The organism is Reyranella sp., assembly GCF_965227665.1.
GTDB lineage: Bacteria > Pseudomonadota > Alphaproteobacteria > Reyranellales > Reyranellaceae > Reyranella.
Map to the genome: position 1 here is coordinate 1,892,551 of NZ_OZ245767.1, position 26,875 is coordinate 1,919,425.

15 protein-coding genes are annotated in these 26,875 nt (G+C 67.0%); 6 read left to right on the plus strand and 9 right to left on the minus strand.

Going from position 1 to position 26,875, the window contains the following annotated elements; all coding sequences use genetic code 11:
* Positions 1 to 17 precede the first annotated feature (17 nt).
* Positions 18 to 1,157, minus strand: a complete 1,140-nt coding sequence (locus ACO07I_RS09190; protein WP_422016516.1) for an aromatic ring-hydroxylating oxygenase subunit alpha — start codon at positions 1,155 to 1,157, stop codon at positions 18 to 20.
* 135 nt (positions 1,158 to 1,292) lie between these two features.
* Between ACO07I_RS09190 and ACO07I_RS09195 the strand changes: the two genes are divergently transcribed.
* Positions 1,293 to 2,063: a hypothetical protein gene (locus ACO07I_RS09195; protein ID WP_422016518.1), complete on the plus strand. Its 771-nt coding sequence runs from the start codon at positions 1,293 to 1,295 to the stop codon at positions 2,061 to 2,063.
* 66 nt (positions 2,064 to 2,129) lie between these two features.
* Here the strand turns inward: ACO07I_RS09195 and ACO07I_RS09200 are convergent, their stop codons facing one another.
* On the minus strand, positions 2,130 to 2,699 hold the full coding sequence (locus ACO07I_RS09200; RefSeq protein WP_422016520.1) for a BON domain-containing protein: 570 nt from the start codon (positions 2,697 to 2,699) through the stop codon (positions 2,130 to 2,132).
* 317 nt (positions 2,700 to 3,016) lie between these two features.
* Between ACO07I_RS09200 and ACO07I_RS09205 the strand changes: the two genes are divergently transcribed.
* Positions 3,017 to 3,283 carry a DUF6496 domain-containing protein gene (locus ACO07I_RS09205; RefSeq protein ID WP_422016522.1) on the plus strand — a complete coding sequence of 89 codons (267 nt, stop codon included), beginning with the start codon at positions 3,017 to 3,019 and terminating at the stop codon, positions 3,281 to 3,283.
* Between the two features lie 21 nt (positions 3,284 to 3,304).
* Here the strand turns inward: ACO07I_RS09205 and ACO07I_RS09210 are convergent, their stop codons facing one another.
* Genes ACO07I_RS09210 through ACO07I_RS09220 form a run of 3 tightly spaced genes read right to left on the minus strand, consistent with a single transcriptional unit; the run spans position 3,305 to position 7,270 of the window.
* Complete coding sequence (locus ACO07I_RS09210) at positions 3,305 to 4,321, minus strand: ATP-dependent DNA ligase (RefSeq protein ID WP_422018205.1); 1,017 nt, start codon at positions 4,319 to 4,321, stop codon at positions 3,305 to 3,307.
* Between the two features lie 25 nt (positions 4,322 to 4,346).
* On the minus strand, positions 4,347 to 5,033 hold the full coding sequence (locus tag ACO07I_RS09215) for an endonuclease/exonuclease/phosphatase family protein (RefSeq protein WP_422016524.1): 687 nt from the start codon (positions 5,031 to 5,033) through the stop codon (positions 4,347 to 4,349).
* Entirely contained in the window at positions 5,030 to 7,270 is a 2,241-nt protein-coding gene (locus ACO07I_RS09220; protein ID WP_422016526.1) for a VTT domain-containing protein, read from the minus strand. The genes ACO07I_RS09215 and ACO07I_RS09220 overlap by 4 nt, the downstream gene beginning before the upstream one ends.
* A 230-nt stretch (positions 7,271 to 7,500) precedes the next feature.
* Between ACO07I_RS09220 and ACO07I_RS09225 the strand changes: the two genes are divergently transcribed.
* From ACO07I_RS09225 to ACO07I_RS09235, 3 genes are all read left to right on the plus strand, one after another.
* Positions 7,501 to 8,289 carry a YggS family pyridoxal phosphate-dependent enzyme gene (locus ACO07I_RS09225; protein ID WP_422016528.1) on the plus strand — a complete coding sequence of 263 codons (789 nt, stop codon included), beginning with the start codon at positions 7,501 to 7,503 and terminating at the stop codon, positions 8,287 to 8,289.
* A gap of 100 nt (positions 8,290 to 8,389) precedes the next feature.
* On the plus strand, positions 8,390 to 9,757 hold the full coding sequence (locus ACO07I_RS09230) for an LLM class flavin-dependent oxidoreductase (protein ID WP_422016530.1): 1,368 nt from the start codon (positions 8,390 to 8,392) through the stop codon (positions 9,755 to 9,757).
* Positions 9,754 to 11,082 (plus strand): LLM class flavin-dependent oxidoreductase, encoded by a 1,329-nt coding sequence (locus ACO07I_RS09235; protein ID WP_422016532.1) that lies wholly within the window; start codon positions 9,754 to 9,756, stop codon positions 11,080 to 11,082. The genes ACO07I_RS09230 and ACO07I_RS09235 overlap by 4 nt, the downstream gene beginning before the upstream one ends.
* A gap of 7 nt (positions 11,083 to 11,089) precedes the next feature.
* On the opposite strand, the gene ACO07I_RS09240 is transcribed toward ACO07I_RS09235, so the two are convergent.
* Together ACO07I_RS09240 and ACO07I_RS09245 are read right to left on the minus strand one after the other, a co-directional pair.
* The gene (locus tag ACO07I_RS09240; RefSeq protein ID WP_422016534.1) at positions 11,090 to 12,694 is read right to left on the minus strand and encodes an ABC transporter substrate-binding protein; all 1,605 of its coding nucleotides are present in this window, start codon (positions 12,692 to 12,694) and stop codon (positions 11,090 to 11,092) included.
* 94 nt (positions 12,695 to 12,788) lie between these two features.
* On the minus strand, positions 12,789 to 13,595 hold the full coding sequence (locus ACO07I_RS09245) for a glycoside hydrolase family 25 protein (protein WP_422016536.1): 807 nt from the start codon (positions 13,593 to 13,595) through the stop codon (positions 12,789 to 12,791).
* Positions 13,596 to 13,735: 140 nt separating this feature from the next.
* On the opposite strand from ACO07I_RS09245, the gene ACO07I_RS09250 reads away from it, so the two are divergent.
* On the plus strand, positions 13,736 to 15,979 hold the full coding sequence (locus ACO07I_RS09250) for a DUF3141 domain-containing protein (RefSeq protein WP_422016538.1): 2,244 nt from the start codon (positions 13,736 to 13,738) through the stop codon (positions 15,977 to 15,979).
* Between the two features lie 5 nt (positions 15,980 to 15,984).
* On the opposite strand, the gene ACO07I_RS09255 is transcribed toward ACO07I_RS09250, so the two are convergent.
* A complete protein-coding gene (locus tag ACO07I_RS09255; protein ID WP_422016540.1) occupies positions 15,985 to 17,133 on the minus strand; it encodes an alanine racemase in 1,149 nt (382 codons plus the stop codon).
* 115 nt (positions 17,134 to 17,248) lie between these two features.
* A complete protein-coding gene (locus ACO07I_RS09260) occupies positions 17,249 to 26,827 on the minus strand; it encodes a choice-of-anchor I family protein (protein ID WP_422016542.1) in 9,579 nt (3,192 codons plus the stop codon).
* Between the last annotated feature and the right edge of the window lie 48 nt (positions 26,828 to 26,875).

The following is a 26,875-nucleotide window of genomic DNA, read 5'->3' on the forward strand; positions in this document are numbered from 1 at the left end:
CCGCCAGCATGCGCGCGCTAGCGCCGTCCTGCCTTCAGCATCTCCACATGTTCCGCAAGGTGCCGGTGGAAGTGGCCGATCGCCTGTTCGTAGTGACCGAAGGTGAAATGGGTGTTGGCGCCCGACGCCAGCCCGGCCTGGATCTCGCGGGCGGCGTGGCGGTCTTCGAGGATGCCGCTTTCCTGAACGAAGTTGGCGTCCTTGCGCGCCTGCTCGATGTCGAGCGGCTTGCCGTTCTTGATACGGGGCGCAAGCTGGTAGACGACCCAATGCGTCTCCGACGGTGACACCGGCTCGAGGATGATCAGGATGGCGTGGCTCGACAGCACGCTGACATGGGTGTTGGGGAAGAGCTGATGCACGTCGGTGATGCGTCCCTGCGTGCTCCACTCCTCCCGCGGCACATTGCGCAGCTTCTCGATGCGGCGGAACGGAAAGACGATGCGCGAATTGCGGCCGTGCAGTTCGACGACGTTCAGATTGTCGTAGCCGTAGGGGAAGAACGACTGATTGTGCAGCGCCTTGATGTGGTAGCCCTCCATCGAGGTCTCGCCCAGCACCTTCCAGTTCGCCTTGTCGTCGAACTCGATCTTGTTGAACAGCACGTAGTCGTCGGTCAGCACGTCCGGCAGGTCGCCGAGCGGTCCGTCCGACAGCGGTTCGTCCTGCGTCACGAAGACGATGCCGTTCCTCTCCTGCACCGAAGCCACGGGCACCAGCCCGTGCGTCGCCTTGTCGAGACCGGGGAAGCCGTCCTCGCCCGGAACGTGCCGCAGCGAGCCGTCGAGACCATAGGTCCAGGCGTGATAGGGACAGGCGAAGGCGCGCTTGCAGCCCTCGCCCTCCTCCAGCTTCATGCCGCGATGACGACAGGCGTTGCGGAAGCCGCGGACCACGCCGTCGGTGCCGCGCACCACCAGGAGCGGCGTGCCGACCGTCGTGCGCGCGATGTAGGAGCCGGGCTCGGGCAAGGCCGCCGACGGACAGAAGGCCATCGGCACGCGCCGCAGCACCTCGATCTCGGCCGCGAAGCGCTCGGGCGAGTGATAGTTCTCTACCGGCTCGCACCAGACCACGCTGCCCTTGTCCGTCGTCTTGCCGTCGATATGCGCCAGGATGCGGTCGATCAGGTCGGTTTCGTTCAGCAGGGTGGCCATTCTTCGTCCTCTGCAATCGGGCGGGCGATACTATGGCCCGCGCGTTCGGCGAGGCAATAAACCGAGCCCGCCAAGCGAGACCGCGAAACACAAAGCGGAACAGGCGCCGGGCTTGCGGACCTGCTATCAGGTGGGATGCTGGATCGCTCCTACCTGATCGTCTGCGTGTTCGCGTTGATCGCCATGTTCGGTGGCGGACTGATCGGGCTCTCTGTCGCGCGCGCCCTGCCCGAGCACCACCTGACCAAAGAATCGGGCGCGGTGGTCAAGCTGGCGGCGGCGATCGTGGCGTCGCTGACCTCGCTGGTGCTGGCCCTCATGCTGTCGGCGGCCAACGGAGCCTATTCGGTCAACGCCGGCATCGTGACCAAGCTCGGCGCCGACATCGTCCAGCTCGACCATCTGCTGCGCGCCTACGGGCCGGAGGCAAGCGGAGCCCGCGACAGCCTGCGCGCCTATGCGGAACACAAGAGCGAGGAATTGTTCCCCGCCAACCCACCGCCGCGGGTCGATGCGCGGGTCAGCGCCGACCTTCTCGACAGGTTGGCCGACTCCATCATGTCACTCGACCTTCCCGATCGACGACACACGGCGCTGGCCGGCCAGGCACTCAGCCTCACCAACCAGATCTATGCCGAGCGTTGGTTGTTATGGGAGAATCCCGGCACGACGGTGCCGACCCCGTTCCTCTTCGTCCTGATCTTCTGGCTGTTCCTGGTGTACCTCAGCTTCGGCGTGTTTGCCCCGCCGAACCTGACGGTGGTCGCCAGTCTCTTCCTCTCCTCCCTCGCAGTGACCGGCGCGATCTTCCTCATCCTTCAGCTCGGCGATCCGATGCATCACAGCTGGCTGCGGATCTCCGGCGAACCTCTGCAGCGCGCCATGTCGGAGATCGGGCGTCCCTGACGCGGTTTGAGGGAAAGGCACGAGCGGGAACGGAACCCCAGCCTGCCGGAGCGACCCCTTGCCCGTTCAGCGCCCGGCCGCGTCGCGTTCCTTCACCCTGATGTTGTTCTGGACGTCCCGCACGCCGGTCACGCGCTCGATCATGTCCTCGGCGTGGCGCTTGGCCAGGCGATCGGACACGGTGCCGGACAAGGTGACCGCGCCGTCCTTGACCTGCACGTCGATCTCGCCGGCATCGAGCATCGGATCGTCGGTGAGGCAGTCGCAGACATCTTCGCGGATCCGGTCATCGGAGCGCCTGTAGCCCTTCGGCCCCTTGCCGCGGTGATCTTCCTGGCCCGAAGCGCCGATACCGTAGCCTCCGCCCATGCCGGCATGTTCGCTGCCGGATCGCCCCGCGCTGCCCCGGCCGGCGTAGCCGTGGCCGCCATGGCCGGGACCGTAGACGTAGCCGTAGCCGCGCGCCCCGCCGGCCACGCCACCCGGCGACATGTCGTCATGCTCGTAGTCGCCGCGGCCATAGGAAGGACCGCCCCCACGACCATAAGGGCGGCTGCCGGGCTGAGCGTGGCGAGGGTCCCCGCGATCGTCGCGCGGGTCGTTGCGGAAACGATGGTCGTCCTCGTGCCGTGTCATTCGTTCCTCCGTGGGTGGGACCGGCCTCTCTCATAATCGCCGGCACCGGAGGAATGCACCCGCGTGCCTCGCGTTGCCGTCGGCGGCAACCGATCGGTCCCCGCGCGCATTGATGAAGGGCAGGAGAGCCACACGTTTCGTTGGCGACGGTCGAACGCTTCGTCCCTGGCGTCTCCTGCGGAAAGCCCGCACCCTTCGTCCATCCGAAAAATGTGCAAGGGGGTCGCGGGCTTTCCTTTGCCTTCGCGCTTGCGGGAACAGGCAGCCAAAACGCGATCATAACCGTTTGGCACTGAACCCATCGAGACGGAGGAACCATGGCAAGATATTCCCGCAGCGCCAGCAAAGAGGTCGAGAGCGCGATGGAGCGCCGCAAGAAGGGCACGCTCAAGAGCGGACCCGGCGGCAAGGGCGGCACAGTGAAGAGCCGCAAACAGGCCATCGCCATCGGGCTCTCGGAAGCGCGCGCCAAGGGCAAGAAGGTGCCGGCGAAGAAGAAGACGGCTGCCAGGAAGAAGATCACTGCCAAGAGGAAGACCGGCCCGAAGCGCAAGGCGGCGGCGAAGCGCAAGAAGAAGGTCTGATCGGCGCGCGACGGCGCATTCCTACTTCGACTCGAGAAGACGCATCACCCGCGACGGCCGGGCTTCCTGCACGAGTTGGTCGAACGAGCAGTCACTCGGCGCCTTGTCGGGGCGCCAGCGCAGGAAGCCGGTGCCATGGCGGAAGCGGTGGCCGGTGACGTGGTCGTACTGGACCTCGACCACCAGCTTCGGCTTCACCGGCACCCATTGCGCCGTGCGCGCCGTCGACCAGCGGCTGGGGCCGCCCGGCGCATCGCCGGTGAAACCGCTGCCCTTCAACTTTTCGAGCTTCGCCGTCAGGGCCTCGCGGTCGAGCCCGCCCAGCGCCGAGGTGAAGCCGACATGATCGAGCAGGCCCGTCTCGTTGTAGAGGCCGAGCAGCAGCGAGCCGATTTCCTTCCGGCCTCCCTTGCGCGCCGTCGCATAACGGAAGCCGCCGACCACGCAGTCGGCGCTGCGCAGGTTCTTGATCTTGAGCATCGCGCGCTCGCCCGCCTTGTAGGGTTCGTCGAGACGCTTGGCGACGACGCCGTCCAGCGTCCCGCTACCGGCCCGGCTCAGCCATTTGCGGGCATCGGCAAGGCGTGTCGTCTCGGGCGACAGCCGCAGTTCCTCGACCTTGCCGAGCGCCGAAAAGAAGCGCTCCAGCACCGTGCGCCGCCCGGCCAGCGGTTCGGCGTGCAGGTCGCGCCCCGTCTCGTCCTCCAGCAGATCGAAGGCGATCAGCAGCGACGGGGTCTCTTCGGCGAGGCGCTTGATGCGGCTGGCCGCCGGATGGAGCCGCATCTGCAGCGCCTCGAAGGACAGGCTCGATCCCACGGGCACGACCAGTTCGCCGTCGAGCACGAAGCGTTTGTGCTTCAGGCGCCCCAGCGCCGCGACCATCTCGGGAAAGTAGCGCGACAGGCTCTTGCCCGAGCGGCCGAGCAGCTCGACCTTGTCGCCATGCCGCCGCGCCAGGCAGCGGAATCCGTCCCACTTCGGTTCGTATTGCCAGCCCTTGCCATCGGGCAGGCTGTCGACCTGCCGCGCTTCCATCGCCACCGTGCCCGTGCGCGCCACTCTAGACCTCTATGTCGGCGATCACCGGCAGGTGATCGGAAAGCTCCCGCGCACGGTAGTCTATGCAGCTTCCGATCAGGGCCGAGGCCGGCGAAAGATAGATGCGGTCGAGCTCGAACAGCGGCAGCCACGCGGGAAAGGTGCGATGGCGGCTGAATCCCGGCAGGGCGCGGGCGAGGCTGCGGCGCACCGACCCCGCCCACAGCCAGTCGTTGAAGTCGCCCAGCGCGACGGTCGGACGGTCGAGCCGGCCCAGCATGTTCAGGAGCGCGATCGCCTGGCTGCGCCGTTCGCGCAACGTGAGGCCAAGATGCGTGGCGATCACGCGCAACGGCCCGAAGGGCGTGGCGACATCGGTGCAGATGGCGCGCCGCGGCTCGCGCTCGGGATAGGAGAGGTCGTGGATCTGCGTGTTCTCGAGCGGCCAGCGACTGATCAGGGCCTGGCCATACTCGCCGTCCGCCGTCACCACGGTCCTGGCGCCGATCCCGTGCGAGCCGAGGGCGGCCTGGAGCACATCGAAGGGATTGCCCATATGTGCCCCAACGCTCCGCGAGTCGATCTCCTGCAAAGCCACGATGTCGGGCGCGTGGCTCTTGACCAGGGCGATCACGCGATCGAGGTCGAAGCGCGGATTGCGGCCGAAGGCACCGTGGATATTCCAGGTCATCAGACGGACGGAATTCAAGTGGTCCGTTCCCCGAGCCGCGACACGAGCGCCTGCGCGCCGAAGGACAGGCCGATCCAGCCGGCAACGCAGAGCAAAAGCACGGCAATCTGTCCGGCGCTGGGATCGGCCAGCACCTTGGCGATCCGGTCGCCCATCAGCGCGATGGCGACCAGGCCCGGGCCCATGCCGATCAGCGTCCCGAGCATGAAATCGACGAGGCGGATCGAGCCGGCGCCGGCGGCGAGGTTGATCAGAGAGAACGGCGCCACCGGCACCACGCGCAGCGCGACCACGGCAACAAGACCGCGCCGCTGGAGACGGTCGCGCAGCCTGTCCCACCGCTTGCCGAGCAGGCGCCTGGGCACTTCCTGCCCGAAGCGGGCGCCGACCGTGAACATGAGCCCCGCACTGGCCGCCACGCCTGCAGTGGCATAGAGCATGCCCCACCACGGACCGAACACCGCCGCCGTTGCCAGGATCAGGATGGTGACGGGAAACGCCACCGCGCCCGCCACCACGAACAGCGCGACCACGACGCCCAGCGCCCACGGTTCGCCCTGCGCTCCCTCCATGAGCTCGCGGATATGGGCGGGATTGGCGAACTCCTTCAGTCCGGTGAATTGCCAGGCGAGCGTCAGCACGACGATCACCGCGAGAGCGCCGGCCACGACGAGGCCCGCGCGGCCCAGCAGCCCCTCCTCGCTCGCGGCCCCCCTTGACGGCGGTCGCGGCGTCTCGCCCTCTTTCTTCTCGCGGGCGGCGCGGCGATCCTCGCGCTTGGCGAGCCGGCGACCGATGGTCCGGCTGCCATGGAACAGCAGGCGCGGCAGCAGCCGGCCGGCCAGACGCCCCAGCCGCAGCGGCCGGGCCGGATCGGCAACCCGCTCGGCCAGCCGCGCGAACAGGGTGCGGTCGGGCTGACCATCGTCGATCGGACTAAGACGGTGACCGTTGCCGCAAAGCGAGTCCGCGACCCGCACGAGCGATCCTTGCCGGGCGACGGCCGCCGCGACCTCTTCCGCCGACACGCCGCAATGCTCACCGAGAAGACGGTCGCGCAGCTCCACGATGGCGGCGCGCTCGCGCTCCGACGTTGCCGCGATGGCGAGGTCGCATTCGGTATCGGCGCCCATCGAGCGATTGTTGAGGTTGGCCGAGCCCACTCTCACGAACCAGTCGTCGATCACCATGATCTTGGAATGGATCATCGTGTAGGTGGAGGGGCCGTCCTTCCCGCCCGGCGTCTCGATCGACGGATAGAGCAGCCGCACCCGGTCGCCGCCGGCCGCCTTCACGGTGCGCCAGAAGCGGATGCGGCCGTTGCGCATGGTGCGCCGTTCGATGAATGAATCATGGCTGCGCGGCGCCACCATCAGCACCTCAAGCTCCGGCCGCTCGCGCAGGCGGCGCGCCAGTGCCGACGCCACCACGCCCGAGGTCATGAACTGGTTCTCGATGTAGATCGTGCGCTCGGCGCGGGCGATGCTCTCGACGAACAGCGCCTCGACTTCGCGCACTTCCTCTTCGAGATGGTAGCGCGGCTGGGTGCGTGCGATCGCGACCTCGACGTCGGTGAAATGCGGCTCGCAGGTTTGCGGCCAGGGATCGCCTTCCGGCTCGACCTCCGGCTCGCCGCCGTTGGCATGGCACCAGCGCGCCCGCGCGAGCAGCGCGAGTGCGCGCGCCGCCGGGCCATCGACCATCATCTGGACGTCGTGGAACGGCCGGTAGGGCTCGCCGCCGGGATCGACGCGGCGGGCGTTGTCGGGATCGTGACCGCTGGTGTCCCAGCGCCGGATGGTCAGGTCGAGGCCGCCCGAGAAGGCCAGCGCATCGTCCACCACCACCAGCTTCTGGTGCTGCGAGGACCCGAACGGCACCGTCGAATCGAGGCAGAAGGTGACCTGCGGCGGCATCTGCCAGTTGAGGAAAAGCTGCGGCAGGGGCTCACGCTCGTGCGCGTAGACCAGGGAGTAATCCCAGAGCAGGAGATGGATTCGCAGCTCCGGCCGCCGCTTCAGCAATTCGGTGAGAAAGCCCGCGAAATTGGTCGGCAGCCCGTCCTCGGGCGGCTGCTCCCCCACCAGCTCGGTCCGGCTGTCGATGTCCCAGCCGACGATGAAGATGGTGCGGCGGGCCTGCAGGAAGGCCTGTCGAACGGCCGCGAAAAACGCTGCGCCATCGATCAGAACGGCCGCCCGGGGGGCGTGCTCGACTTTCCACACGGTGCGTCCGGGCTGAAAAAGGGGCGACATGGCGCCTATAACGCCGGCCGGCCTCCAATGATCCGCAGCGCAAAGCCACGAAATCGGGAACGCGCCGCGCTGGCGCTCGTTCACGCCCCATGTTGGATTTTCTCGGCAGTCTCCTGTGGCCGTTGGTCATCGTCGTGTCGACCGTGTCGATCGCCGTCGCCATCGGCGTGTTCATAGCGACGCGCAAACTCGACTAGGGTATTTCAGCCGGACACTCCGGTTGGATACCCATGAACGCATCTTTCGAACCCTCAAGTCTGACACCCGAAGACATCAAGCGCTTCGGTCCCGATCCCTTCACCTTGTTCAGCCGCAACCTCGCCTCCGTGGAGGAGAGGATCGTACGAGCCTGCGCGCAGGCCGGACGGCCGCGCGAGTCGGTGCGACTGCTGCCGATCACCAAGACGGTGCCGGCGCATGTCCTGCGCTTCGCCTACGCGACCGGCATTCGCGACTTCGGCGAGAACAAGATCCAGGAAGCGGTGGCCAAGCACACTGAGCTTTCGGATCTCGCCATCGACTGGTGCATCGTGGGCCATCTGCAGACCAACAAGGTCAAATACCTGACCCGCTTCGCGCGCGAATTCCACGCGCTCGACAGCGTGCGGCTGGCCGAGGCGCTCAATGCCCGCCTCGACAGGGAGGATCGCTCGCTCGACGTCTATGTCCAGGTGAACACGTCAGCCGAAGAGAGCAAATACGGCCTGCAGCCCGACGAGCTGCTCCCCTATCTCGACGAACTCCAGCGCTTTCCGCGGTTGAAGCCGCGCGGGCTGATGACGCTCGCGGTGTTCAGCACCGACCTCGACAAGGTGCGTCCCTGCTTCGAACGCCTGCGCGAGCTGCGCGACACGGCCCTGCGGCACGATCCGGCGATCCGCGAACTGTCGATGGGCATGTCGAACGATTTCGAAGAGGCGATCGTCCAGGGCGCCGACGTCGTGCGCGTCGGCGAGGCGATCTTCGGCAAGCGCTCGACACCCGACGGCCACTACTGGCCGGTAGCGGCGAAACCGTAGGCGCGCCCTCTAGGCCCGGTTCTTGCGACGGCATCCAGAGAGACCGGCGGCCGTGCCACAATAGCGCCGGCCGACGATGCCCGAACGAGGAGCCGATGCCATGATGCATCTCGCCTGCATTCCCAATCTCGTCGGCGGCCATCTCGGTGGCTGGCGCCACAAGGATGCCTTCGAGAGGCCGGTGATGAATCTCGAAGCCTTCATCGAGATGTCGCAGATCGCCGAGCGCGGGAAGTTCGACTGCGTGTTCCTGGCCGACGGCAACGGCGTGCGCGACATGGACCGCCCGGCGCTGTTCGCCGCCAATCACCCCTCGGCGCGACCGTCCTTCTTCGAGCCGACGACCTTGCTCTCGGCCGTGTCGATGGTCACCAAGCATGTCGGGGTCGTCGCTACCGCGACCAGCACCTACGACGAGCCGTGGATGGTCGCGCGACGCTTCGCCTCGATGGACCATATCAGCAAGGGCCGCGCCGGCTGGAACCTGGTCACCGCCTCCAATGCCGGCGATGCGCTGAACTTCGGCCGCAGCGAGCATATGGGCCGCGAGGATCGCTACGCGCGGGCGCAGGAATTCTACGAAGTCGTCGCGGCCCTGTGGGACAGCTGGGCCGACGACGCCTTCCCGCAGGAAAAGGCGAGCGGCCAGTATCTCGACCCGACGCGGGTGCGGCCCATCGACCATAGCGGCCCGTATTTCACGGTGAAGGGACCGTTGAACATCTCGCGCACGCCGCAGGGCCGGCCCATCGTGTTTATGGCGGGCCAGTCCGCGCCCGGCATGGAGCTGGCGGCGCGCTACGCCGACGCGCTGTTCGGCGCCGGCACCACCAAGCAGGACTGCATCGACGCTTATGCCGACATCAAGGGCCGCATGTCGCGCTACGGCCGCTTGCCCGACACGCTGAAGATCCTGCCGGGCGTCAGCGTCTTCACCGGCCGCACCGCTGCCGAGGCGGAGGACCTCTACCTGGAACTGCAGTCGTTGATCTCGCCGGCGCTGGGCGTGCACTATCTCTCCAAGATGCTGGTGCACGATCTCGAGACCCTGCCGCTCGACGGCCCGCTGCCGTTCGACGACCTCGCCGAGGAGACGCTGGGCGGCAGCAGCCTGCGCCGCTACATCATCGATATGGCGCGACGCGACAACCTCACCCTCCGGGAGACCTACCAGCGCACGCTGCCGGCGCTGGGCGGCCCGGTGTTCAAGGGGAGCCCGACGCAGGTCGCCGACGAGATGGAGGATTGGTGGCGGAGCAAGGCCGGCGACGGCTTCACCATCATGGCGCCGGTCCAGCCAAGCGGCCTCAGCGACTTCGTGGACCTGGTCGTGCCCGAGCTGCAGCGCCGCGGCATCTTCCGCAAGGAGTATGAGACCACCACCCTGCGCGGCCACCTCGGCCTGCCGGAGGCTCCGAGCCAGTGGCAGGGCAAGCCGGCGGAAAAAGCGGAGCACGGCATCGCATGATGGTTCTTGGTTTCACCGGCGGCGCGCTGGGCGGCCATCTTGGCGGCTGGCGTCATCGCGATTCCTTCCCGACCACCACGATGCAACTCCAGTGCATGGTCGAGATGGCGCGAATCGCCGAACGCGGCCAGCTCGACATGATGTTCCTGGCCGACGGCAATGGCGTGCGGCAGATGGACAAGCCGGCCCTGTTCGCCGCCAACAGCCCATCGGATCGTCCGGCGGTGTTCGAGCCGGTGACGTTGTTCGCCGCCCTGGCGCAGCACACGACGAGACTCGGCCTGGTCGCCACCGCGACCACCACCTACGAAGAGCCGTTCAGCATCGCCCGCAAGTTCGCCTCGCTGGATCATCTCAGCGCCGGCCGGGCCGGCTGGAACCTCGTCACGACCCAGTATGTCGAGGATGCGAAGAATTTTGGCCGCGACGAGCATATGGGTCGCGTCGAGCGCTACGAGCGGGCGCAAGAAAGCCTCGATGTCGTGCGCGCCCTCTGGGATTCCTGGGCGACCGATGCGTTCCCGCAGGACAAGGCGACGGGACAGTATCTGGACCCGGCGCGGGTGCGCCTGACCAACCACCGCGGCACGCATTTCGCGGTCAAGGGACCGCTCAATGTCGCCCGCACGCCGCAGGGCCAGCCGGTGGTCTTCATGGCCGGCCAGTCGGAGGCCGGCAAGGAGCTGGCGGCCTATGGCGGCGAGGGCCTGTTCGGCACCGCCAGCAGCAAGGCGCAGGCCCAGAAGGAATATGCCGACATCAAGGGGCGGATGCCGAAGTACGGCCGTCCACCGGATGCGCTGAAGATCCTGCCCGCGCTCAGCGTGTTCGTCGGCCGCACCCGAGCCGAGGCCGACGCCCTCTATGACGAACTTCAGGGTCTGATCGCCCCGTCGCTGGCCGTCAGCTACCTGTCGAAGCTGGTGGGCTTCGACCTGACCGACGCACCGCTCGACGGGCCGATGCCGGCGGGCCCCGGCGAGAGTGTCGGCGGCACCGCGATCGGACGCTCCGTACTGGAGATGGCAGCGCGCGAGGGCCTGAGCGTGCGCGGCACCTACGAGCGCGTCCTGCCGTCGATGGGCGGCAACATGGTCAAGGGCGATCCGGTCGAGGTCGCCGACATGATGGAGGATTGGTACGCGAGCAAGGCGTGCGACGGATTCATGCTGTCGATGCCCGTCCAGCCGCGCAGCCTGCGCGACTTCGTCGAGCTGGTCGTGCCGGAGCTCCAGCGCCGCGGCCTCCGTCCGCCGCAGTATCGGGGCACGACCTTGCGAGAGAACATGGGCCTGCCGACCCCGGCCGACCCCTTCCTGTCCTGATCCCCGGCTACTGGGTCTTCTCGGCGTTCCAGAACAGCATGGCCGTCATCGGCGGCAGCCAGTCCTTGGTGCTCGTGCGGTAGGCGAACTGGCCGTACCACTCGCCCAGCGGATAGTGCGTGCCGAGCGTGACGGCGCGAGTCTGGATCTCGTCGGCGATCGCCTTCTTCTTCGCGGCGTCGCTTTCGAGGGCGAACTGGTCGCGCAGCTCCTCGATCCGCTTGTCGCATGGCCAGCCGGGTGTCGCCTTCTCGCAGGAGGCGTTTAGGTTCTGCGACACGATCGGGTCGGAGGAATCCAGCGCACCCCAACTCGTCAGGAAGACGCTCCAGCCGCCCTTGTCCGGCGCGTCGCGCTTGTTGGTGCGGGCCACGGTCGTCTGCCAGTCCATCGACTGCATGTCGACCTTGAAGCCGGCGCGCTCGAGCTGTGCCTTCGCCACCGGCGCCAGGTTCACGAGCGCCGGCAGGTCGGTCGTGTGCATCACCACCAGCGGCGTGCCGTCGTAGCCCGCCTCCTTCAGCAGTTCGCGTGCCTTGGCGACGTTGCCTTCGAGGCGGCCGTCCATCGCCGTGGTGCTGGCCAGCGGCGTGCTGCAGATGAAGTAAGCCTTGCAGAGCTGGAAGAACTTCTCGTTGCCGATTTGGGCCTCGAGATAGGGGCGCTGGTCGATCGCATAGCCGATCGCCTCGCGGATCTTCGGATTGTTGAGTGGCGGGTGGAGCCAGTTCAGGCGGAGCGTGTACTGGCCGGGATACTTGCCGCGCATGAAGGCGATCGACTTGTTCTTCTCGACCATGGGCGCGAGGTCGAGGGGCAGCGCCTCGATGGCGTCGATCTCGCCGGTCATCAGCGCGTTGGCCGCCGTCTGGATATCGGGCATCGCCAGCCATTCGATGCGGTCGAACTTGGCGACCTTGCCGCCGGCCAGGCCCGAGGCCGGCTCAGGCCGCGGCTTGTAGTTGGGGTTTTTGACGTAGACCACCTTTTCGCCGGGCTTCCACTCGTCGGCCTTGAAGATCCACGGCCCCGAACCGGTCGCATCTTTGATCTGCTGTGTGCCGGGCGTGTCGGAGACGCGCTTGGGCATCATGAAGGGCACGGTGCTGCCGGGCTTGGCCAGCGAAGCGATGACGAAGCCGTAGGGGTTCTTGAGGGTGAGCTTGAACGTCTTGTCGTCGACGACGTCGAACGACTGCGTGTGTTGCATCAGGCGCTGGCCGACGCCGTCGCGCTCGGCCCAGCGCTTGATCGACTGGATGCAGTCCTCGGCCTTCACCGGCGCACCGTCGTGCCACGCGAGGCCGTCGCGTAGCTTGAATGTATAGACCAGCCCGTCGGGGCTCACCGTGTAGCTGTCGACCATCTGCGGCTGCGGCTTCAGGTCGGCATCGAGCGAGAACAGCGTGTCGTAAACCAGATAGGCATGAGTGCGGCCGATCTGCGCCGACACCCAGATGGGATCGATCACCTTGAGGTCGGAATGCATCACGACTTTCAGGGTCGAGGGCGGCTTCTGCGCCATCGCCGTGACGGGCAGCGCGGCCAGCAGCGCCGCTGCCGCTCCGCCGACCAGATGACCGAGGACCGTGCGCCGTACGTTTGCCAGCATACCAAACCCTCCGGGCGACCCGCGCCGTCGGGAAGGATGACGCAAAACGCGTGCTAGGTCACAGCGTCAAGATCGGCTTCACATCGAGGAGCGATCACGCACCCCAGAACCTCTGCAGCTCGCTCGCGTCGCCGTTGAACAGGTTGCGGTCGCAGTGGCTGACGCCGTTCACGATATTGGTCTGGCCGTAGGCCGGCTTGCTCGCACTCTCGTCGCCGGCATATTGCCAGAGGCGCCAGCCGATCTGCTCCCAGCCCAGCGGCACTTCCGGCGAGTCGTGATAGTCCGCGATCCACAGTCCGCAGCGCGCGACGATCGAGTCCGGTGTGATGCGCGCGCCCAGGCTCAGGCCGGAGTTCGGCAGCGGATCGCCGTTGGCCCAGGTCGGATGAACGTAGACGACCGGCAGCCGGCCGGTTGCCGTGACCACGGCCTGCACGAACTCCTCGGCCTGGTCGAGCCGCATCGAGTTGCTGGGGTTGTTCTCGTTGGCTTCGAGATCGAGCGCGAGCAGGGTGCGCGGGCCCGGCCGCGCGACGGAGAGGAAGTAGGCGGCCTGCCGCGCGCCCGAGGTCTGGCCGGTGCCGAAATGATAGGCGCCCCACAGCAGGCCCGCCGCCTCGGCCTGCGGCCGCCGGCCGGCATAGGCCGTGTCGAGATAGTCGCCGCCTTCGGTCGCCTTGTGGATGACGCCGAGCATGCCGCTGCGGCGCACCGCGCGGAAATCCGTGACCGCGACGCTGCGGCTGAGATCGATCACCGCATCGAGTCCCAGCGTCGCCCGGTCGGGCGGCGGCGGCGCGATCGGATAGGGCATCGACGTGGAAACGGGCTGGCTGGGCGTGCATCCGGCTGCCGCCGTCGCGGCAAGGCCGGAAAGAAGGGTCCTGCGGGAGATCATGTACGGACAGTAAGACGTTCGGTGCGCGCGGCAAGTCGGGCGCCGGACACTGAGTGCCTTGGTTCATCTTCCGTCCGGCGGTTCATATCGCTGTAGCAGGCCGATGTGATGGTCCAGGCCATTGCTTCAGGAGGCGCATCATGTCGGCCACTCCCAATTTCGGCTTCATCGGCGATTACTGGATCGACGCGTGGCAGCGCTCCATCCTGATGCTCGATGCGTTGCGCCAGCGCGGCAACATCTTCTTCGAGCAGGCGAACAAGATCGCGCCCAGCGTCCTGGGCTTCGAGTTCGAACTGGTGCGCGACGGCCGGCTGCTGCCGCGGCCGGTCAACTACATGCTGGTGCGCATCGTACCTCCTGCGGGAACGGCGATCTTTCCCGAGAAGGCGCCCTTCATCGTGGTCGATCCGCGCGCCGGGCACGGGCCCGGCATCGGCGGCATGCACCAGGAAAGCGAAATCGGCGTCGCGCTGGCGGCGGGCCACGAATGCTACTTCGTGAGCTTCCTGCCGGAGCCGGTGCCGGGACAGACCATCGAGGATGTCTGCATGGCGGAAGCGGCGTTCGTCGAGACAGTGGCCGGCCTGCATCCCGATGCCGACGGCAAACCGGTCATCGTCGCGAACTGCCAGGCAGGATGGCAAATCATGATGACGGCGGCGATCCGGCCCGAAATCTTTGGCCCGATCGTGCTGGCCGGCGCGCCACTCTCCTATTGGGCGGGCGTGCATGGCCACAATCCGCTGCGCTACCTGGGCGGCAGCCTGGGCGGAACGTGGGTCACCGCACTCTCGGGCGATCTCGGCAAGGGCGTCTTCGATGGCGCGAACCTGATCGCCAACTTCGAATCGCTCAATCCCGCCAATACCTACTGGCAGAAGGGCTACAACCTCTATTCCAAGGTTGATACCGAGGCGCCGCGCTTCCTCGACTTCGAGACCTGGTGGGGCAACCCGGTGCTGCTCAACGCCGGCGAGATGCAGTGGATCGCCGACAATCTCTTCGTGGGCAACAAGCTGACCGCCGGCGAGATCCGCACGTCGACCGGCATCCGCGTGGACCTGCGCAACGTACGCTCCCCCATCGTCGTGCTCTGCTCGTGGGGCGACAACATCACCCCGCCGCAGCAGGCGCTGGATTGGATCCTGGACTTCTACGAGCAGGACGACGACATCGTCGAGAACGGACAGACTATCGTCTACACGCTGCACAAGACGATCGGCCATCTCGGCATCTTCGTCTCGGGCAAGGTCGCGACCCGCGAGCATGCCGAGCTGGCCTCCTGCATGGAGATGATCGATCTTCTGCCGCCGGGGCTCTATGAAGCTGTCATCACCGACATCGACGATGGGACGGTGAACCCCGGCCTGCTTCACGGCAAGTACCTGTTCCGCCTGGAAACCCGCAAGCTCGACGACATTCGCGCGCTGGGGACCAACAGCGCCGAGGACGAGCGCCGCTTCGCCACGGCCGCGCGGGTCTCCGAGGTCAACAAGGCCCTCTATCGCACGTTCCTGCAGCCGGTCGTGCAGGCCGCGACCACCGAACAATCGGCGGCGCGGGTGCGCGAAGCGCATCCCAACCGCCTGCGCTTCGCGGCCCTCTCGGACCGCAACCCCGTTGCCACGCCGATCCAGTCGCTGGCGACCGCCGTCCGCGCCGACCGTCGGCCGGTCGCCGACGACAATCCGCTGCGCGCCTGGGAAAAAGTCACGTCCACCTGGATCGCAAGCTGCTGGCAGAATTACCAGACCGTGCGCGATGCAACGACCGAGGCGATGTTCCTCGCGATCTACGGCTCTCCCCTTCTACAGGCGATGGCCGGCATCGACACGCACGGCCGGCCGAAAGCGGCCACGCGCGACCTGACGCGCGACACGATCATCGCCGAGCGGCGCGCCTCCCTCGACGAGCAATTCGAGGTGGGCGGCGTGGCGGCCGCCCTCATCCGGGCGATCGTGTATCTGCGGATGGACCAGGGTACCACCGACGAGCGCGGCTACTCCGTCCTGCAGGCGGTGCGCCGCGTCGACGCGACCAATCAGCAGTCCGGCGCGGAGATCAAGGTTCTGGTCCGCGACCAGCATATGCTCCTGCGCCTCGACGAGGAGCGCGCCATCGATGCGCTGCCTCTCCTCCTGCCCGACGACCCGCAGCAGCGCGAGACGATCTGGCAGGCCATCCAGGACGTCGTGGCCGCCAGCGGCTACCCGCCGACGGAGGCCCGCATGCGCCGCATCCAGGAGGCATTGGCGCCGCATGGACAGTGTCTCCCAGGCCGGGAATTCCAGAACCAGCCCCATCAGGATCTGTCGCTCCAAGATCAGGCGTTCCAAGATCAGACGTTCCAGAATCAATCGCCGGGTGGAACGTACAGCTGACCTTCTCAGCGATTTCCCGATTGGACGTATTCCCGACGGATTGATTTTCCGACCATGGGATACAGAGCGGAGACATCGGTGCCCCATTGCCGGCTGAGATCCGGCAAGGTGATCTCCTCACCGCCCGAGCGGCCGAGGAGAACCACCTCATCGCCGAGCTGGGCGTCGGGAGCGTCGGTGAGATCGACGCGGATCAACTCGGAATGGGTGGGTCCCAACAGGCGAACGCGGCGGCCGCGCACGAGAGCCGTGGCGGCGGCCGGCATGCGCCGCGGAAATCCATCGCTCCAGCCGTAGGGGATCAGGCCGAGGCGCATGCCGGGACGTAGCGGCAGGAACGGAGCCGGCATAACGTCACCCGGATCGGCGAGCGATTTCACCATGACCAGGCGGCTGCGCAGGCCCACCAGCGCGTGGCGCCACGGTCGCTCGCGTCCCGCGACTGCAGGAAAGCCGTGGCCGAGAACGAGCCGGCCGGGATCGACGGCATTGAGATCGGCCTCTGGATTGCTGAGGATGATCGCCGAGCTCGAGAGCATGCGGATCGGCGCCTCGATACCGGCTTTGGCAATGGCGTCGAACGCGGCAAGGCAGGAGGTGACCTGCGCGTCGGTGTAGCCGGCATCGACCGGGCCGTAGGACGTCATGGGATGACCATAGACGCCGGCCAGTTTCAGGGTCGCGCTGCCGGCGATGGCCTGTGCGACCGCCGCGGCATGGTGGGGCAACGCGCCGGCCCGGAAGCCGCCACCGTCGAGCTTCAGGTAGACCTGAAGCGACGTCGCATGACGCGACCAGGCCGCCACCTCCTCCAGAGTCGATAGTGTCGGCATGAAGCCATGCCGTTCCAGGAAGGGCGCCGCCTCGGGCAGGCATGTCGGATACAGGAGGATCGGCAACCCTATCCCGGCGTCGCGCGCGGCGACTGCGCGGTCGAGATTGCCGAAGGCGAGGCCCGCGACACCGTCAACGGCGGCATCCTGTACCGCGCGACCAACGGCGACATCGCCGCAACCGCTGGCATCGCCCTTGAGGCAAACGAAGATCGCGACCCCGCCCCCCACCAGGTCGCGCAACAGGACGAGGTTGTCCTTCACGACCGACAGGTCGATTTCGCACCAGGTCGGGCGTTTTGGAGGCAGCGGCTCGGTCATTTCCGTCCCTTGGTCAGCGGTGTATGCGTGACCGGGGACGATACCCCATTCCCGAGCGATTGGCGGCGACGATGCCGATGTCGGAAACCCCGGCCTCGTCGCCCTCCCGTCTCGCTCAGGCGACCAGCAGGCCGTCCGAGTTCACCCGGATACTGAAGACGACATCCTGGAAGTCGTTGTCGCCCGACGTGACCGCCTGGTCCTCGAAGCCGATCAGGAGTTCGCGGCCGTTGGTGGAGATGCCGGACAGCGACTGGTTCGCGTCGCCCGGGTTGAGCGTCGAGAACGAGTGGAAGATCTGTGCGCCGTTGAGCTGTCCCAAGGTCGCGCTGCGCAGCGCCACCGGCAAGCCGTTGTCGAGATCGGCTACATTCAACGTGCCCGGGTCCACGAAGGACAGGTTGTCCGGCAGGTTGCCGTAGGCGTCGAACCCGTCCTGGATCAGGAAGAACCCGATCTTCTCGTTGGCATCGGGCTTGCCGAGGTTCACGGTCGCTCCGCCCGCGCCCAGAGTGTTGCTGAACAGGATCCGGACGTCGGAGATCGTGCCGTCGGCGGCGATCATGTAGGTGCCGAGGCTGTTCTTGTACTCCGAGGTGGCGGACCGCATGCTCAGGGCGAACTCGACATTGCCGTCGCCGGTGAGGAATTCCTCGCTGGCGATGCCGTTGATCAGGGCCGGGTTCACCCGGACGCCTTCCGAGAGCGTCGGCAGGTAGCGTTCGAAGGTGACGGTCGTGTGGGCATCGATGCCCGTGCCGCGCGCCACCGCCAGGAAGTCGCCGGCGGCGAAGTCGCCGACCAGATGGAAGGTCGCCCCCCCGGCGCTGAGCGTCGCCCCCTCGGCCGTCTTGATGACCGTGAAGTTCGAGCGGCCGACGAACGCGCCGTCGATGTCCAGCATGTCGGTGAGGCCGAAGCCCGAGATGCGGTCGCCGTTCAGGTTGGGCAGGCTGTCGCGCATCACGTCGGCACCGCCCCCGAGGTCGATCAGGTCGGCGCCGGCGCCGCCGCTCGCCGTATCGTCGCCCGCACCCGCCATCAGGTTGTCGATCGCCTCCGTCCCGGTGACATGGTCGTTGCCGGCACCTCCCGGACCCGAGGCGGCGAACACGCCATCGGCCCGGCTGTTCAGGTTCTCGATGCGGATGTCCAGCGCTTCGGCGGTGTCGGCCATGTCGTAGGCACGGTCAGGGGTGCCATAGCGCGCCTGCATGTAGGCCTCGAAGGCGTCCTGCTCACCCAGCGCATTGGCCGGCGTATTGGCCGCAAGCGTGAAGTCGAGCGCCTCGTCGACCGGAATGCCCAGCATGCCGCTGTTCAGCAGGAAGCGGAAGTTGCTGCCGTTGGCCTTGATCGGATAGCCGTCGCCGCCGTTGGCGGTGAAGGACGTGGTCGACACGGTGATCACGTCCGGGGCGTCCTCGGAGATCACACCGTTCTCCAGTACGCGCCTGACGACGACGCCGTTCTGGTCGACCAAAGCGATGTTCATCACCTTCGAGCCGGCCACGTTGTCGGGGTCGTAGGAGTAGCGCAGGCCGCCGACCTGGGCGAAGCGACCCTGGTTGGCGCCGGCCGCGACGCTGTGTTCCAGGATCGCCTTCAGCCCGGCGGCATCGGTGTCGAAGACCATGGTCTTGTTGTCGAAGCGCAATGCGTTCTCGACGTCGAGCTGCGACACGCCGCCGTCTGGCTTGTCGGCGTCAGGGTTGGCGATCGGTGCGACCTTGTTGCCGTCGTCGTCAACCGAGCCGATCTGGGCGCGGATGCCGCCGCCGTTGCGCAGGCCGACGATGAACAGATCGTCGGCGGCATCGCCCATCGCCTTCTTCAAGGCATAGATGCCGGAGTCGGCCGAGAGATTGCCGAGGTTGGTCTCCTGCGAGCGGATGACGGCCCGCTCGCCTTCCAGGTACACATCGGTGAAGCCGTAGATCGTGCCGTCCTTGGACGCGATCACCGCGTCGACCGCTTCGGTGATGTCGCGCACCTGGTCGCCCTTCGTGCCCTCGGCGAAGGCGGTCGTCTCGAGCTGGTTCTCGCCCACGCCCCACGCTTCGGCCACGTTCTCCGCGGTCGCGGCATAGGCGCCGTTGGTGGAGACGTTCTCGGTCAGGCTGGCCACGATGATGTCGCCGTTGGCATCGAAGTCGACGACCAGGCGGCCGAGATAGCTATACTCACCGTCGGTGTTGACGATCAGTGTCGTCTTGCCGTCGATGCCCTGGGTGACGATCGGATAGGTCCCGTCGAAGCTCGCCTCATGGCCCGGGAAGGCGACCGCCTCGTCGTCGGCGTCGCCCAGGCGGGTATTCGATCCCGCCGAGAGGATGATGTCGACACCCCTGAGCTTGGTGGCCAGCAACTGCTCGTTGGCGATCTGCTGCAGATGCGCGGTCACGATGATCTTGTTGACGCCCTCGGCGATCAGCTCGTCGATGATTGGCTGCAGCTGTGCGGCCAGCAGGTCCATGTCGTCGACTTCGCCGTTGGGGCCCGCCCCGGTCGGGAAGCCCTTGACCTCGGTGCCGTTGGGCGAAGAGATCGACTCCAGGATCTGCGTCGTGGCGCCGACGATGCCGATCTTTTCTCCGCCTTCGGTGACGACCACCGCCGGGGCGATACGGCCCTTGAGCGTGCTGGCTTCGACCACCGACGTGCCGGTGCCCCCATCCAGTGTGTTGGTGTAGCGCGGCGCCAGGACGGCATCGCCGGAGAAGTCCAGGTTCGACGACAGGTAGGGGAAGTTGGCGCCGCCCCAGGCACCGGATGGCGAGAAGGCGTCACGGAATGCCGTCGAGCCGAGGTCGAACTCGTGGTTGCCGATGGTCGAGGTCTCGACGCCAAGCGCGTTGAGGATCGCGATGTCGGGCCGGCCGGCCGCGGTGGCGCCGATCCCGGTCACGGCATTGAGGGAGGGATCGGTGCCGGCGTTGAGGAACGGGCCCGGGAGGAAGTTGTCGCCGCCCGACAGGATCAGCGTGTTGGCATACTGGCCATCGAAGGCATCGACCAGCGCCGCCAGATTGGGCGCGGTATCGTCCGCCAGCAGGCCCGCCTCGCCATCGGAGAGGTGCAGGAGCTGGAGCGTGAACGGCGGCGGTGCGCCGACCTCGAAGACCGTGACGGTGTTGCTCACCTCGTTGCTGGAGACCAGCAGGTCCTTGCCGGTGGGCGAATCGGCGGCCGGGATGAACAGCAGGCCTTCCGGGCTCAGGTCTCCGCTGTTGTAGGCCGCGCCCGTATAGGTGACATGAGCGGGATCGGTGATGTCGAAGGCGAGCGTGATGTTGGAGCGCTCGAGGGCGACGAAGACGTAGGTCTGGCCGCCGATGGTCCCGATGGTGATGCCTTCCGGCTCGGGACCCTTGTTGTCGCTACGCGAATCGTCGAACAGGGCGGGGAATTGCTCGACGATGATGCGCTCGATCACGTCGGCGCTGTCGAAGACGCGGGTACCTTCCGAATCGACGATCGAGAACGACCTGCCGCCATAGGTCAGCATCTGGTCGATGTCGCCATCGCCGTCGGTGTCGCCGCGCAGCCCGGGGCTGTTGGACACCGTGTGGCGACCGAGCTCGGCCTGGTTCTTCAGCGCCGCCTCGTCGGGATAGAGCGCATTGTCGAGGTCGTACGAGCCCGAGCTGACACGGATGGTCTCGTCGGGCGTCAGGAAGTCGTCGCGGTCGTCCCCCTCGTTGGCCATGACGTAGTAGGCTTGGCCGCCCATCGTGTAGCTGGCGATCGCGTCCGGCATGTACATGCCGAAGAGATGCGAATCGGTGATCAGGTTGATCGCTGTCGTGCCGTTGGGCCCGTCGCGGTCGCTCACGTCGAGCTTCAGGCCGGTCCAGTCCTTGAGGCCGAGCGGCACGATGTCGGTGAAGGTCCCGGTGGCGAGGTCGAGGATCGCCAGCGCATTGGCCTCCTGCAGGGTCACCATCGCCTTGGTGCCATCCGGCGATATCGCGATGTACTCGGGCTCGACATCCATCGAGACCGTCTTGCCGGCGAAGATGCGCACGCCCTCGGCCCGCAACGCGTCTTCCTGGCCGTTGAAGCTGTCGAAGGTCGCGGTCTTGACCGTGGCAGCCGGGACACCGCCCGATATGTCGATGATGCTCACCGACCCCGGCGCATCCGCACCGCTGGCGTCGAGTTCGCCCTCGTTGGCCACCAGGAGGTTCTTGCCGTCCGGCGTGAAGACCAGCATGTCGGGCAACGCACCCACCTCGACCGAGCCGAGCAGCGTATGGTCGGAGGCCTTCAGGAAGACGACGTGCCCAGGATCGGTCTTGACGGCCGCCGGCAACGCGACGGCCACGATGCCATTCTTGACCGCGACGCTGGTGATGTCGGTGGTGGCGAAGCCCAGGGCCGTGAAGTTGACCGTGGCGATCAGCGTCGGCGCCTCGGGATTGGCCAGATCGACGACCTGCAGGCCGGCACTCGAGGTCGTGAACAGGCGGTCGCTCGCGGCATCGAAGGCCGAGATCTCGGCGCCGGCCAAGGTCAGCGAGCCCGCGACGGTGAAGGAGATCGCACCGGTCGGCGTGATCGAAACCGGCGCCGACATGTCGAAGCTCGCCACCAGCGCGTCGTGATCGCTGGCCTGGTTGGCGAATTCGGCGTTGATGTGAACGATGTCGTACTGCGCGCCGGCGCGGGCCGCGTCGGTCACGTACATATGGTCCAGCGACTGGGAGTTTCCGTCGAACACGTAGTCGTAGCGTTGGTTGACCGGCAGCATCTCGACCATGGCGTCAAGGATCGCCGTGCCGCCCGCCGTGTATTCGGGCACTGTGTCGTCATCGGCGCCATCCTGGTAGGTGGCCGTGCCCTGCAGCACCGCCATCGGCTCCTCGAACTCGAACTCGTTCAGATCGCCCGCAACCACCACCCGAGCGTCCGGATCGGCGGCCAGCAGGGAGTCGACGTAGGTGTTGACCGTCTGCGCCTGCGCCGCCCGCGCATCCTCGTCCGAATTGAACGGCGGCTGGGTACCCATCAGCGCCCCGCTCCCGCCCTTCGAGGAGAAGTGGTTGTTGACGATCGTCATGGTCTGACCGTTGAAGGTGAAGTCCGCCACGAGGGGCAGCCGCGAGTCGAAGAAGGGATGGCTGGCGTCGGCATTGCCGCCGACGGCGGTCGTCGCCGCGCCGCTGGCATCGATGGTGCGCAGCGAGCCGTCCACCAGGTCGACGCCCCTGTCGACACGGTAGAGATAGGCGTTACGGATGTTGCCGCCGGGCTCGCCGCCGTTCAGGTCGTCGCCGATGAACGGATTGTCCTGGAAGGCATACTGGACCGTGCCGCCCGAGGCGGCACTGAGGGTGTTGATGGCGTCGACCAGCATCTGCAAGGTGGCCGAGGCCGAGGTGACGCTGTCGTTGGTCGGGCCGTTATTGTCCTGCGCCTCCTGCAGGCACAGGATGTCGGGCGCCTTGAGATTGTTGAGGATCTGCTGCGCCAGCGTATTGAACTTGGCCGCGCCGTCGGACGGGTCGAGGTTCTCGATATTGTAATTGGCGACGGTCAGGCGGCTGCCGGTGCCGACGAGGGACGTCGTTTCGGGCACGAGCGTGCCGGGCGACGTCACCGTGTAGGCTTCGGTCGCCACCACCTCGTACTGGCCGAACGCGTAGCTCACGACGCCTTTGACGTCGCTGAGCTGCGCACCGACGTTGACGCCGGGCGTGGCGAAGCCGGCCAGGATGCCGCTGTCGTCGTCGATCTGGATCCGCTCCGGGTTGAAGTCGCCACCCACTGTGTTGGTGTTGCCGAACGACGGCGTGCCGCCGCTGACGATCACGCCGCCCTGCGCGCTCGGGCTATTGGTGTTCAGCCCATTGGCGGGGTTGTCGTCATTGTCGACGATGGTGAAGATCTCGCCGAAGCCGTTGGTCGGGCTGACCGCGACCGGCGCCTTGACCGTGACCAGCATCCCCTCGAGGGCCTCGAAGAAGTCGATCCCGTCATTGACCGGATCGAAGGTGGCGAGGCCGTCGTCGTCGAGGTTGGTGGTCGGCGGCTTCAGGCCGGCGCTGCCGCCGATCTGCACGGCGGCGACGGCCGGACCGACGCCCATGTCGGTGACGGTCGGGGCGGTGAGCTGGGTGATCGACAGGCTGCCCGCCGCGGCACCGTTGGGCGTGAATTCCGAGACGGTGCCCCTCACCTCGATGAGGTGACCCTTGGTCACCGTGGGGGCACTGCCGGTGAAGACGAAGAGGGCGTCCGACGTCGCGCCGTTGCCGTCGCCCGTGGCGTCCTGGATGTAGAAGCCGTTGCTGTCGATGGCCGTCACCACGCCGCGGGTCGTCACGGTCGTCCCGACCAGGGCCGACTGATGGCCGGCGCCCTGGATGGTGTAGATGGCGGTGAGCGCCGGGCCGGCGGTGGTGAAGTCGAGGCCGCCGGCCGCAATGCCTGCGAAGTCGTTGCCGGCCGCGTCCTGGATCGCGCCGGCCGCGACGACCACGTCGTAGTGGCTGCCGGCGGCCAGGTCGGCCGCGAGGTCGATGCGGACCTCGCTGCCGTTGATGGTGACGGTTCCATCCGGATCGCTGGTGCCGATCGTGATCGTGCGCACGTCACCCGCGCCGTTCGTGACGGTGATGTCGCCCGTGCCGGCTTTCACGGCCTCGCTGAGGGTCAGGACGATGTCGGCGGATGGCGCCACGGCCGCGGCATTGTCGGCCGGCGTCGCGGAGGTGAGGGTCGGCGCCGTGGTATCGATCGGTTCGGAGGAAGAGATTCGGCCGGGCGAGCCGATCTCGTTGGCATCGCCCGCGGCGGCGATCGCCCCGTTGACTCCGGTTGCGCTGAGCTGCGCGATCGGCGTCGGCGCGCCGGTCGCACCAACGGTATTGTCGAAGGTCGCAAACGACGGGCCCGTGGGAGATGCGCCGAAGGCCACCGTTGCCTGCAGGACGCCGGTGCTGTCGTAGAGGTTCACGGCATCGCCGCCGGTGCCGAGACCGACTCCGCTGCCGGTGTAGTTGCCGATTTGAAGATTGGCGGACGGGTTCGCGCCGAACCAGGTCGCCAGGAACGCGGCCTTCTTGGCCTCGAGGTTGCTGGAAGTTGCCTCGAGGAAGATCACCGACTCGCCGGGAGCGATGGAGGTGATGCCGCTGAGCGCCACCGCCGCGGCGAACGAGCCCGAATTGTCGTCCATCTTCCAGCCGGTAATGTCGACGGCAAAGGCACTGCTGTTGGTGACCTCGAACCAGTCCGCCTGCAGGGCGGCGGGGCTGTTCCCGCTCGACCAGGGCGCGACCTCCGAGATGAACACCTTGCCAACCGTTCCGGGCGAGCCGATCTCGGCCGCATCGCCGGCCGCGGCGAAGGCTGAGTGCACGCCCACGGCGCTCAGCTGCGAGACCGCCGCGTTGGTCAGGCCGGCCGCGTTGTCGAACGTCGGATACGGCCCGGCCGGCGAAGCGCCGAAGGTGATGCCGGTCTGCAGGACGCCGGCGGCGTCGTAGAGGTTGACCCCGTCGCCGCCCGTGCTGAGGCCGACACCGCTGCCGCTGTAGCTGCCGATCTGAAGGTTGGCGGGCGGGTTCGAGCCGAACCAGGTCGCGAGGAAGGCGGCCTTCTTGGCGTCCAGGCTACCGGGTGCGGCCTCCAGGAAGATCACCGATTCGCCGGGGTTGATGGTGGTGATGCCGTTCAGCGGCACCGCCGTGGCGAAGGACGCGGAACTGTCGTCCATCTTCCAGCCGGTGATGTCGATGGCGGTCGTGCCGCCATTGGTGATCTCGAACCAGTCGACTCCCAGGGCGGCGGGACTGTTGCCGCTGGACCAGGGCGCCACCTCCGAGACGTAGAGCGACGGCGCGGCGGGAGCTTCGTTCTCGATATTCCCAAGATTGAGCGTGAACGCCGCGGTCGCATCCGGCGCATTGCCCACGGCGGCATCATCGACGTTGACCGTGACCGCGTAGCTCGCCTTCGTTTCGTAATCGAGGGTCGTGCCGGCCTTGATGTACAAGCCGTTGCTGTCGACCTCGAAGAAGGCCGCGTCGGTGCCGCTGACGGTCAGCTGGTTGGTCCCCAGCCCGTCGTCGGTGACCGCGACACTGGCCACCTTGATCCGGGTGGTCGTGTTGGAGTTCTCCGGCAGCGCATTGGTCTGGTCGTTCAGGACGACGGCGGTGGGCGCCTGGTTGGCGGCCGCCGACGGTGCATAGACCCAGAGCTGGGGATGATCGAAGTCGCCGCCGCCATTCTCGCTGACGACGTACAGATTGCCGTCGCGATCCATGGTCAGGCCTTCATGCTGCTGGGCCGGGACCGAGAGCGGATTGCCGGGATTGGAAACGATCGTGAGAGAGCTTTGCACCTGCCCGGCGCGATCGATCAGGACGATCTTGCCCTCTTCCTGGCTCAGCACCAGCAGTTGGCCCGCCTGCGGCGTTCCGTTGAAGGCGGGTAGGTTCGACAGCGCGAAGACGTCGGCGAAATCGGACAGGCCGGCCAGCGCCGGATCGAAGAGATCGACCGAATTGACGGTGTCTGCCGAGCCGTTGGTGGCGGCGCCGGCGGCGAAGTCGATGCCGGTCTGGAAGATGCCCTCCGGCCCCGACTCCTTCACGAAGATGAATCCGCCCGTCGAGGGGTCGTAGGTGAGGCCTTCCAGGCCGATATTCTGGACGAAGGTCCCGAGGTCGACGGTCCGTGTGCCGCTGCGCTCGAGCACGCTTGCGGCCGAATAGGTGAATTCGACCGCCTGCCGGTCGCGCTCCTCCGTCATCACGAACTTGCCGTTGCCGATATAGGTGATCCCCTCCGGATCGTAGAACGCGGTGCCTTGCGGGCTGTCGCCCTGCGCCAGGGTCATGGAGTCGATCAGCTGGCCGGTCTTGCTCACCTGGACGACCGACGTGCCGCCGTCGCCGACGACGAACAGCGTGTCGGTGTCCCAGTTGTACGTCACGCCCGAGACTTCCTGGGCGAGCACGCTGTTGGCGGGAGCGTCGGTCCGCGTCGGCTCCGGCAGGTCGTATCGCGCCACCAGAACGTAGGTCGAGAGATCGATCGGCGCGTTGGCGGCGGTGCTGGAAATGTTGATGTCGTCGATGCCCACCCATTCGTCGTTGCCGAAGGAGTTGGTGGTCATGACGCGGACCTGGACCTGCGGCTGGTTGTTGGCCTCGGCCGGGAGAGTGACATCGACCGAAGTCACCATCACAGCGGACCCCGCCATCGTCACGTCGGCGAAGTAGCCGCCCGGTACGTTCGTCCATTCCCCGGTCGAGCCGATGCGGTACTGCACGTTGAGCTGCTGGGCCGCATCGTCGACCGATGCCTCGACGTCGCGCGCGTTGAACTGGACGCGGATGTCCTGCCGGCCGGTCGCGTCGAGATGGAAAACCAGGGAGGGCGCGTCGGCCGTGTTCGACCCGGCGAGCGCAACCGTCGGGTTTTCGAGATGGAACTCGGTGACGCCGCCCGTGGTGAATGTTTCGGGAGTGGGCTGGTTGGGGTTGACGTCAACCACCGCCGCCGGCGTGCCGGCCGTCAGCGTGCGAGGATCGGCGCCAGTCGCACCCGTCAGGTCGTCGCCCCTGTACCCCATGATACCCGGCACACCCGACCAGTCGTCGCTGGTCGAGATCTGCCCGACGTTGCTCCAGTTCTGGGTGAGGTTGCCGGAAGCGAGCGCGTGATATGAGGTCGACATGAACTGTGACTCCCCGTTAACAAGCGCCAATGCCGCCCTTTGCCCGGG